A 9,913-nucleotide genomic window follows, 5' to 3' on the forward strand; every position below is an offset into this window, starting at 1 on the left:
ACCCCCATTCAATTAAGAATGAGGGATTCTCCGTATTTTTTCTATAACTATAAGCATATAGATTGTTTTTTATTCAAAAATATTATATCATTTTTCAAAAAAAAATCAATACTAAAATTTTATATTTTTTTATACAGGAATCATTTCGTCAATTTCTCAAATGTTTTTTTATACTTCTTCAAAACTTTAGAAGAAATTATTTCCAACTCCTTATCTTCTGCAATTTTTAATGATTTATTCTCAACTTTCTTTGTTAAATTTCTTAATTTTGTTTCCATATTACTTACCTCTTATAAAAAATAATATCATAAATATACCATCAAATTAAATCTATTTTCCGAAATATTATTTCACTTTAAAAAACTTTAATCTTAAAGCATTACCCAAAACAGATACTGAACTAAACGACATTGCAAAAGCCGCTATCATTGGATCCAATTTTGGTCCATTGAAAAATGCATAAAATATTCCAGCAGCAAATGGTATTCCGAGTACATTATAAAAGAATGCCCAGAATAGATTTTCCTTTATATTTGTGATTGTCGCTTTACTTAATGCTATTGCACCCGCAACATCTCTCAAATCGTTTCTAATTAAGACGATATCAGCTGATTCTATGGCAACATCCGTTCCATTTCCTATCGCAATTCCAACGTTTGCCTGAGCCAGTGCTGGTGAATCGTTAATTCCGTCTCCAACCATTGCAACAAATTCATCTTTTTCTTGAAGTTCCTTTACTTTTTGAGATTTCTGATAAGGCAGCACTTCTGAAATTACATCATCTATTCCCACTTGCTTTGCGATAAATTTCGCAGTTTTTTCGTTATCTCCAGTTAGCATTATTGTCTTGATTCCCATTTTTTTCAGTTTTTCTATAGCTTCCTTGCTTGTTTCCTTTATAACATCTGCAACTGCAACAAGTCCTGCCAATTCATCATCAATCGAAATGTACATTGGTGTTTTTCCTTCATTCGAGAGAATATCATAATCTTTTTGAGAAATTTCTACATTGATTTTTCGATTTTCCATAAGTTTTCTATTTCCAATTTGAACTTCCTTGCCTTCAAATGTTGCACGAATACCGTAACCTGGCATTGCCCTAAATTTTTCATATGGCTTAATTTCAATATTTTTCTCTTTTGCTTCATTTACGATTGCTTCTGCCAATGGATGCTCTGAATCATTTTCCACACTTGCAGCAATTTTTAACAATTCATTTTCATTATATTTTCCATAAGCAATCAAATCAGTAAGTACAGGCTTTCCTTTTGTAATCGTACCAGTCTTGTCAAATACAACTGTTTTAATTTTATATGCTGTTTCAAGAGCTTCTCCACTTTTGATAAGGATACCGTTTTCAGCCCCTTTTCCAGTTCCAACCATTATTGAGGTAGGTGTTGCAAGTCCCAATGCACACGGACACGCAATTACAAGTACAGCGATGAAAAACGACAATGCAGTAACCAATCCACTTCCACTCAGAAACCAAGCAATTCCTGTAATTATCGCAATTCCAATAACAATTGGCACAAAATACGCCGCCACAATATCTGCCATTCGAGAAATCGGAGCCTTTGACCCCTGTGCCTCCTCAACCAGCTTTATAATTTGTGACAAAACTGTATTTTTACCAATTTCAGTAGCCTCAAATCTGATACTTCCATTTTTATTTATACTTCCTCCAACAACCTTATCTCCAACTTTTTTGCTTACTGGCAAACTTTCTCCTGTCAACATTGATTCATCAACAGAAGTCGCCCCTTCCACAATCTTTCCATCCACCGCAATTTTTTCTCCCGGTTTCACAATAACAATATCTCCAACTTTCAAGTTTTCAATCAGAACTTCCTTTTCCACTCCATTTTCAATAATTTTAGCCTTTTTAGGCTGAAGTCCGATAAGTTTTTTTATTGCCGATGAAGTTTGACCTTTTGTTTTCGCTTCCAGCAATTTTCCAAACAAGATTAACGTAATAATTGTACCAGCTGACTCATAATATAAATCCATATGCGCTTCAGGATCTACAGTTACAATTCTAAAAGTGGCGTAAATTCCATAGAGTACCGCCGCTGTTGCCCCAATTGCAATTAACGAATCCATTGTTGGAGATTTTCTTACTAAATTTTTAAATCCATGTGAAAAAAAGTCTCTCCCAGCATAAATAATAGGCAAAGTCAACACAAACTGTGCCAATGCAAAATTAAGCGGATTTACCTTAGGATTCAAAAATTCAGGAAGTGCCGCCCCAAGCATATGCCCCATCGAAATATACAAAAGCGGAACAACAAAAATAACTGCCAAAATTAATCGATTTTTCAAACTTGTTATTTTTTTCTGATAAAGTTCCAGCTTTTTATCTTCCGTCATATCTTCAACCAATCCATACCCAGCCGACTCTACTATTTCCCTAATTTTATCAAAATCGTACTTCTTCTCATCATACTCAATATTCAATTTTTCAGTTGCAATATTAACCGAAGCACTAATATCCGTATTTTTATTAAGTGCCTTTTCCACAGCATTGGCACAAGCTGCACAACTCATCCCAGTTACTGTATAATTTTTTTCTGCCATAATTTTTTCCTCCTTCATTTAGTACAATATATCTTTAAATATGCTTATGTCCACTATGTTCACAATTACACTGCCCTTCAACACAATCACACAAAACTTCTTCCACAGCCGTTTTTCTCTTTTTCTCCACAGCCTTTAAAATTAAGTCCAAGTCGCCAAAACTCAGTTCACTGTTCTCGATAACTTTCCCTATCATTTCTCCAACTTTTGTTTTACAAATTTTATCAAAAGTTCCTAATATATAACTATTAGCCACTTCTTTTTCTGTAAAATCCGTCGAATAAATATACTTGTTCCCAATTTCTCTCTTTTTCAAAATATTCTTTTCCAGTAGCCGATTTAACAGCGTCTTTATTGTAGCCTGCTTCCAGTTCATTTTCTCACAAAGCACCTCTGTCACAAACTTGCTCGTAACTTCGCTATTTGCCCACACAACTCTCATTATTTCCCATTCTGCATCCGTTATATGCTGTTTTTTATCAATTTTGCAGTTTTCTTTCACATTCTTACCTCCTTTAAACGTTTACGTTTGTAATCTTGTATATTAATAGTTTACAATAGTAATCGTTTTTTGTCAAGTTTTTTTTGTTATAATAATTTTACAGGTTTTACCACTCTAAAAATAAATTAAAATGTGAGAGCTTTTACACTCTCACACGAAAAAATTCAAATATATAAATTTTTTAGACTTCTTTTGTTTCTGATACTTTTTTGTACCAATAAGCACTTTTCTTTGGATAACGCTTTTGTGTTTCAAAATCTACATAAAATAGTCCGTAACGTTTTTCATAACCATTTGACCATGAGAAAACGTCCATTAGTGACCAGAGAAAGTAGCCTTTTACGTTTGCTCCATCTTTTATTGCATCTGAAATTACTTCCAAATGTTGTCTTATGTAGTCAATTCTAGCATCATCATAAACTGTATTGTCTTCAAAAACGTCTTTATAGCCTAAACCATTTTCAGTAATATAGATTTTTTTGTAATTTGGATAATCTCTTTTAACTCTTGAGATTTGATCATAAAGACCTTGCGGATAAATTATCCAGTCCCAGTCAGTTCTTGGGATACTTTCATTGGCTTTTCTTTGGCCTACCCCTTTTATCTGATATTTGGAACTTCCTTTATTTCCTGTTGCGTTGTGAATAATTTCAGTTTCGCCATCATATTCAGCCATCCAGTCACTCATATAATAGTTTATTCCAAGAAAATCGTTCAAATCTTTTGCAGCTTTCAATTCTTCAAAATCTTCTGCCCTTAAATCTAATTTTCCGCCATTAACTTTTAAAATATGATTTACACCTTCCATTGTTTCTTTTGAATATTCACCTTTAAAAGTTGCATCTAAAATAAATTTATTATGAATGATATCGTCCAGTTCTGCCGCTTTTACATCTTTAGGATTACTTGGATTATAAGGATATTTCGTTGGCAATGCACAAACCATTCCTATTTCCCCATTATATCTGTTTTGCTTGAATAAATTAACTGCTTTTGCATGTGCCAAAACCATATTATGATGTGACTGAAACAATTTTTCAAAATCATATTTTATTCCTGGCGGAAATTTTCCAACCAAATATTGTCCGTCGCCAATAGGTCCTATTTCATTAAACGTTGTCCAATAGTTTACTTCAGTAAATTCTTCAAAACAAAATTTAGCATAATCTACAAAATGTTCTATATTTTCACGATTTAAGAAATCTCCATTTGAATGTAAAACTTCTGGTGTATCAAAATGATGAAGCGTTACAAATGGTTCAACGTTTCTTTTTTTACATTCGGCAAACAATTTATGATAAAATTCCACTCCTTTGTGATTCACTTCACCATAACCTTCAGGAAAAATTCTTGACCATGCAATTGAAATTCTTATCCCATTTATACCGAATTCTTCGCAAAGTTTCAAATCTACTGGATATTGATTATAAAAATCACTTGCTGGCTCAGCTGTATACCAGTAATTTTCTTCCAAAAAAGTATCCCAGGCTACACGACCTTTACCATCTGTTTTTGTTGCACCTTCAGCTTGATATGCTGCTGTCGCTCCACCGAAAATAAAATCTTCTGGTAATTTTTTTGACATAATTAAACCTCTCTTAGTATTAAAATGTATTAACTAATCTTCAAATTGTGCTTGCACAAAATCTAATGCACCTTTACCGTCACGAGTCAAACTAATATATTGAACCCCTTCGGTTTTTGCTAACTTAATCCCTAATTTATCAGTTTCTGCCTTCATATCTTCAAAATTTGATGCAACTTGCGGTGCAAGAATAACTAAATCAAATTCAGGAAGTATTTCACGGTGTGCACCATATCCACCTGCCGCAGCTTTAACTGGAACATTATGTTCTTTTGCCGCCTTATTTAAAGCGTTGGCCAAAAGTCCGCTTGTCCCTCCACCAGCACATAATACAAGTACATTTGTTTCTTTCGTTATATTATTTTGAACAACACCGGCTTTTTCAAGAATGTTATCTGCTTTCTTAGTGTTGAAATTTGCAGCAACTTTTTCTTTTAATTCATCGTTTGTTTTTCCTAAACGTTCTTCCTCAAGAATCTGCTTATCATATACTTTTACAAATGGATAATAGATAATAAAATCTACAACAATTAAAAGTGCTGCTAAAACAAATGATAGTACTTGAAGATTTGTCCCTAATATTATACCCAATGGTCCTGGAGTTGTCCATGGAAGATTAGCAGTAAAACTGTTCATTCCAAGTACGTCTATAAATATTTTAAAAATCCATACATTTACTATTGGTGCAAAAATAAATGGTATAAAGAATACAGGATTTAATACAATTGGAGCACCAAATAGAATTGGCTCATTTACACCAAAGAATGTAGGTACAGCAGAAGCACGTCCAATAGCCTTATTTCTCTTAGATTTACAAAGCCACATAAACATAAATGGTACAATTAAAGTGGCTCCAGTTCCTCCCATTGTAACTATAAACATTTGTGTTCCTGAAGTCAAAATTTTATCTGCATGATGTCCAGCCCTCATAAGGTTTAAATTTGCATCTATATTAGCATAAGTAACAACTGCAATAGCTGGCTCTACAATTGAAGGCCCATGAATTCCGACAAACCAGAAGAAAGCATAAGCTCCAAATATAATAGTAATTCCTACATATCCATCAGCTGCTGAAAATAATGGCCCAAAAAGTTTACCTACTGCTTCTGCAACTCCTGTTCCAACAAAGTGACGCACAAAAATCTCAAGAACATAAAGTAATACTATTGATAAAGTAAATGGTATTACATCTTTAAAAACTTGTGAAATATTAGGTGGAACTTCTGACGGCATTTTTATCGTTACCTCATTTTTTACACAGAATTTATAAATTGTTACAATTATAAATGCTGCTAAAAATGCAGTTAAAAGTCCTTTTGTACCTAAAAATCCAGTTGAAATTCCACCTTCAATCGGATCTGCCGCTAATAACAGCAGTCCAACCATTGAAGCTAAAAGTGTAGAAAGATAATTAATTTGATTAGTTGCCGGCATAGAACGATTTACAGAATCTGTTAATGATTTAGCTGTTGTTCCTGCTACTAAAAATGCTAAGATTCCCATAGAATAACCGTATGGTTTCATTAATAAAGCCTCTATATTTTTTGGCCAAAAAAATCCAAAAGCATTTGGTACATAAGCAATTAAGATAAAAATACTAGAAAATAGTATAACTGGCATACCAGCTATAAAACCATCACGAATTGCTCTTAAATATATATTCCGAGATAATTTTTCAAAAAAAGGCTTTCCTTTTTCTATAAATTCAATCAGTTTTTTCATTTACTTTGCTCCTCTTTTATATAATTCTATCAAATGTTTCATTAATTCTTTCAATAATATTGTTGTCATTAAATGATCCTGTCCATGAACCATAATAAAACTCATTTCCAAATTTTCTCCAGCTGCTTCTTTACCTAAAATATCTGTTTGTGAATTATGAGCACCAACCAAACATTCCTCAGCTTCTTTTACTAAATTTTCTGCTTCCTCAAACTCTCCATTTTGTGCTTTATTTAATGCTGTCATCAATTTAGATCTTGCATCTCCTGCATAAGCCACTATTTCAAATCCAACCATTGTAACATCTTCTTTAGTCATAATTTTCTCCCTTTTGAAACAATATTTTTAATTTTTCTAATCATGCTTTATTTAATTATTGCTTTTGTTTTTTAATTTCTTAATCTATTTTTCTTTCCAAGATGTTGCTGTTCTTTCAACCACTTCATTTAGTTCTTCAATATTTTTTCTTCCAATTGTATCCAACCATTCCACAGTTGCTTTTTCACCTTCCTTAGCAAACACTTCTACTCCATTTGCCCAAGTAGCTCTTCCACATAGTACCCCATTAAATTTAGCACCTGAATCATGAGCAAATTTTAATGTATCTTGGAAAAGTTTTGCACTTACTCCAGCGCTTAGATAAATATATGGCAATGATGTTGCTTCTTCCTGAAGTTTGAAGTAATTTGCAGCTTCTTCTTTTGTATAAACAGTTTCTCCATCGCTAAACCCTTCTACAAATTTCATATTTACAGGAACTTCCACTTTTAAAACGTCAACATTATATCTTGGATCTGAAAATACCTTCATTGCTTCAATTACTTTTCTAGGTTTTACTTTTGCATATTCTGACGTGCTGTTGTCGTCAATTTTACAGTCGTAACTTAAAATTTCTAAAAAGAAAGGTATATCTTCTGCGACACATTCAGCTCCTACTCTTTCCATATATGCTTTTTTCTGAATATTTATTTCTTCGCATTCATCAACATCATAATACAATAAAAATTTTACTGCATCTGCTCCTTCTTCTTTTAGCCTTTTAGCCGACCACTCAACAAGACAGTCTGGCAATCTTCCAACTGCATTTGCATCATATCCTGTCTTTTCATAAGCTAATAGTAATCCAGCATCTTTATCTCTAGCTTTTGCTGCATCCAGTCCGTATTCAGGATCTAATAAAATTGAAGAAGAATATTTTGTTAAATGTTTTGAAACTAATACTTTAAACTCCTTTATTTGTTCAGCTGTTGCTTCAGATTCTTGATGTTTATTTAACATCTTTTTCAAAGCTCCTCTTTGGTCAATTGCTAACGCTGATATAAATCCATTTTTATCACTTAAATTTTCTAAATATTTTCTTTTTTGTTCAGTTAATTTCATTATTTATTCCTCCTTATAAATTCCGTTTAATATTCAACTATCTCAATTTTGCTAAATATTTCTTCATAATTTTCCAAATTTACAAATCCTGTCAATTTTTCCATCGCATTTAACATTCCCAGCGTATTAGCCTTCTTCAATAAATTTTCATCACTTGCATTTTCATAAATTGCCGATGTAATTCCAGCCACTGTGGAATCGCCAGAACCTACAGGATTTACAACTTCTATTCTTGGAATATTAACTTTATAAAATTTGTCATTATGTTTTGCAAAAGCACCATCTGCTCCGAGTGAAACTATAATCCATTCAATTCCGTCAAATAATTCATTTTTCAAAGTTTTCTTTAATTCTCCAATGTCTTTCGATACTTCTTTCCCAATCAACTGCGATAATTCTTCTGTATTAGGCTTTATAACTTTTGGCTTATATTCATGCTTTAAAACTTCCAGCAATGCTTTTCCTGAGCAGTCAAGGACAACAGGCTTTTCATATGCATTACAAATTTGAATCATTTTTGAATAATAATCATCTTCTAGCCCATTAGGCAAGCTTCCTGAAATTGAAATAATTTCAACTTCTTGTACTAAATTTTTAAAATATTCTAAAAATTTTTCACTTTCAGATTGACTGATTGTAGGCCCATTTTCCAAAATTTCCGTCTGATTTCCTTCGTGTAGAATTGCAATGCAATTTCTAGTTTCCCCTGAAATTTCAAAAAATTGGTTTTCTATTCCCATTTCTGTCAATTTTTTCTGAATATCAATTCCCAAGCCTCCGCCTATAAGCCCTGTTGCAACAACTTTATCATCCATCTGTTTCAGCACTCTTGTTACATTCAGACCTTTTCCTCCAGGTGTCTTGCTTACTTTAGAAATTCTGTTTACTGTATCTAAATTAAATTTTTCCAAAGGATATGAAATATCTACAGATGGATTCATTGTTACTGTTAAAATCATTTTATCCAGCCCCTTTAATCTTTATATTCTCCTCTGTCCCATTTTTCCAAAAATTCTGTGAAAAAATTATCGTTTTTTTGTTCAGGATTTATAGTTTCTACTTCTTTTATTTTTGCAATCAGTTTTTCACTTTCATCATTTTTTTTATACTCAGCCTTTATAAAAGCTTCCACAATATCAAATAATAGTAGTTCTCCTATTATTTTCCCACCAAATCCAATAACATTTGCATTTAAAATTTCCTTTGCGTGAATTGCAGTCGTCATATCACGCACTAATGCTGAACGTACTCCAGGAACTTTATTTACACTGTTATTAATTCCAACACCTGTCCCACATATACATACTCCTAAATCAGCTTTTCCACTTACAACAGCTTCTCCGACTCTCTTTCCATAAATTGGATAATGAGTACGTGTAAAGTCATAAGTTCCACAATCTAACACTTCATAACCTTTAGATTTCAAAAAATCTGACAATGCAATTTTCACATCTGTTACAATATGATCACATCCAATAGCTATTTTCATATCTTTACCATCCTTTTTCATTCATAATTAAAATTTATCTATACATATTTACTCAATTCTTTTGTCCTAATTAACACATTTTATTTAACATATCCACTCTTATTTGATGTCTACCGCCATCATATCCTGCTCTTAAAAATTCCTTTACAATATTTTTGGCAAGTTCTGTTCCAACAATTTTAGAACCCATAGTTATTATTCTTGAATTATTATGCCCTCTTGTCATATATGCTGAACGTTCATCTGAAACTTCTGCAGCAATCATTCCCTTTATCTTTGTAGCTACCATAAAACTTCCATCGCCATACGCATCAAATACAACCCCAAGACTATCCTTGTCTGCAAGAACCTCCTTGGCTACTGCAACTGTTGTATCAACAAAATCTCTATCTGCTGATTTGTCAACAACATCAAATCCATTTTGAATCAAATAATCCTTGACAATATCTTTTAATTCTTTACCGTCTACGTCAGCACCTAATACAACTTTCATTATTTTTCCTCCATTTTCTAATTTTTTCTCTACGTAGTTTTACTTTTCCAAATAATATATTATTTATCTCACAATTGAAATATACCCCAAAAAATCGAAATTACAACACGTTAAACCCCCTAAAAATAAGGGTTGTTTAGTAAACAAAATTTTTTTGTTTATAATTTT

Annotated in this window: 10 protein-coding genes; all 10 read right to left on the reverse strand. The window is 32.4% G+C overall.

The genetic code is table 11. The features are described from left to right. Nucleotides 1-140 precede the first annotated feature (140 nt). The 10 genes from Q0370_RS04245 to lacA all read right to left on the reverse strand — a co-directional run bounded on the left by Q0370_RS04245 (nucleotide 141) and on the right by lacA (nucleotide 9,745). A complete protein-coding gene (locus Q0370_RS04245; protein WP_299572565.1) occupies nucleotides 141-278 on the reverse strand; it encodes a hypothetical protein in 138 nt (45 codons plus the stop codon). Between the two features lie 67 nt (nucleotides 279-345). Next, nucleotides 346-2,574, reverse strand: coding sequence for a heavy metal translocating P-type ATPase (locus tag Q0370_RS04250; protein ID WP_299572567.1), 2,229 nt, complete (start codon nucleotides 2,572-2,574; stop codon nucleotides 346-348). A gap of 34 nt (nucleotides 2,575-2,608) precedes the next feature. After that, complete coding sequence (locus Q0370_RS04255) at nucleotides 2,609-3,076, reverse strand: CopY/TcrY family copper transport repressor (RefSeq protein WP_299572569.1); 468 nt, start codon at nucleotides 3,074-3,076, stop codon at nucleotides 2,609-2,611. 181 nt (nucleotides 3,077-3,257) lie between these two features. After that, nucleotides 3,258-4,661: a 6-phospho-beta-galactosidase gene (lacG, locus tag Q0370_RS04260; protein ID WP_299572572.1), complete on the reverse strand. Its 1,404-nt coding sequence runs from the start codon at nucleotides 4,659-4,661 to the stop codon at nucleotides 3,258-3,260. A gap of 33 nt (nucleotides 4,662-4,694) precedes the next feature. After that, nucleotides 4,695-6,383 (reverse strand): lactose-specific PTS transporter subunit EIIC, encoded by a 1,689-nt coding sequence (locus Q0370_RS04265; RefSeq protein ID WP_299572575.1) that lies wholly within the window; start codon nucleotides 6,381-6,383, stop codon nucleotides 4,695-4,697. Continuing rightward, nucleotides 6,384-6,701, reverse strand: a complete 318-nt coding sequence (locus Q0370_RS04270) for a PTS lactose/cellobiose transporter subunit IIA (RefSeq protein ID WP_021744668.1) — start codon at nucleotides 6,699-6,701, stop codon at nucleotides 6,384-6,386. It lies immediately after the preceding gene. Nucleotides 6,702-6,785: 84 nt separating this feature from the next. Then, entirely contained in the window at nucleotides 6,786-7,763 is a 978-nt protein-coding gene (gene lacD, locus Q0370_RS04275) for a tagatose-bisphosphate aldolase (protein WP_299572583.1), read from the reverse strand. Nucleotides 7,764-7,789: 26 nt separating this feature from the next. Then, nucleotides 7,790-8,722, reverse strand: coding sequence for a tagatose-6-phosphate kinase (locus tag Q0370_RS04280; protein WP_299572586.1), 933 nt, complete (start codon nucleotides 8,720-8,722; stop codon nucleotides 7,790-7,792). A gap of 14 nt (nucleotides 8,723-8,736) precedes the next feature. Continuing rightward, entirely contained in the window at nucleotides 8,737-9,252 is a 516-nt protein-coding gene (gene lacB / locus Q0370_RS04285) for a galactose-6-phosphate isomerase subunit LacB (protein ID WP_026746914.1), read from the reverse strand. 70 nt (nucleotides 9,253-9,322) lie between these two features. Beyond that, nucleotides 9,323-9,745 (reverse strand): galactose-6-phosphate isomerase subunit LacA, encoded by a 423-nt coding sequence (gene lacA, locus Q0370_RS04290; protein ID WP_021744672.1) that lies wholly within the window; start codon nucleotides 9,743-9,745, stop codon nucleotides 9,323-9,325. Nucleotides 9,746-9,913 lie beyond the last annotated feature (168 nt).

It is taken from the genome of uncultured Leptotrichia sp. (assembly GCF_938036635.1).
Lineage (GTDB): Bacteria > Fusobacteriota > Fusobacteriia > Fusobacteriales > Leptotrichiaceae > Leptotrichia > Leptotrichia hongkongensis.

Bases quoted from the DNA above. Each gene is read 5' to 3' on its own strand.
- Q0370_RS04245 (WP_299572565.1), bottom strand. From the start codon at position 278: ATGGAAACAAAATTAAGAAATTTAACAAAGAAAGTTGAGAATAAATCA.
- Q0370_RS04250 (WP_299572567.1), bottom strand. From the start codon at position 2,574: ATGGCAGAAAAAAATTATACAGTAACTGGGATGAGTTGTGCAGCTTGT.
- lacG (WP_299572572.1), bottom strand. From the start codon at position 4,661: ATGTCAAAAAAATTACCAGAAGATTTTATTTTCGGTGGAGCGACAGCA.
- Q0370_RS04265 (WP_299572575.1), bottom strand. From the start codon at position 6,383: ATGAAAAAACTGATTGAATTTATAGAAAAAGGAAAGCCTTTTTTTGAA.
- Q0370_RS04270 (WP_021744668.1), bottom strand. From the start codon at position 6,701: ATGACTAAAGAAGATGTTACAATGGTTGGATTTGAAATAGTGGCTTAT.
- lacD (WP_299572583.1), bottom strand. From the start codon at position 7,763: ATGAAATTAACTGAACAAAAAAGAAAATATTTAGAAAATTTAAGTGAT.
- Q0370_RS04280 (WP_299572586.1), bottom strand. From the start codon at position 8,722: ATGATTTTAACAGTAACAATGAATCCATCTGTAGATATTTCATATCCT.
- lacB (WP_026746914.1), bottom strand. From the start codon at position 9,252: ATGAAAATAGCTATTGGATGTGATCATATTGTAACAGATGTGAAAATT.
- lacA (WP_021744672.1), bottom strand. From the start codon at position 9,745: ATGAAAGTTGTATTAGGTGCTGACGTAGACGGTAAAGAATTAAAAGAT.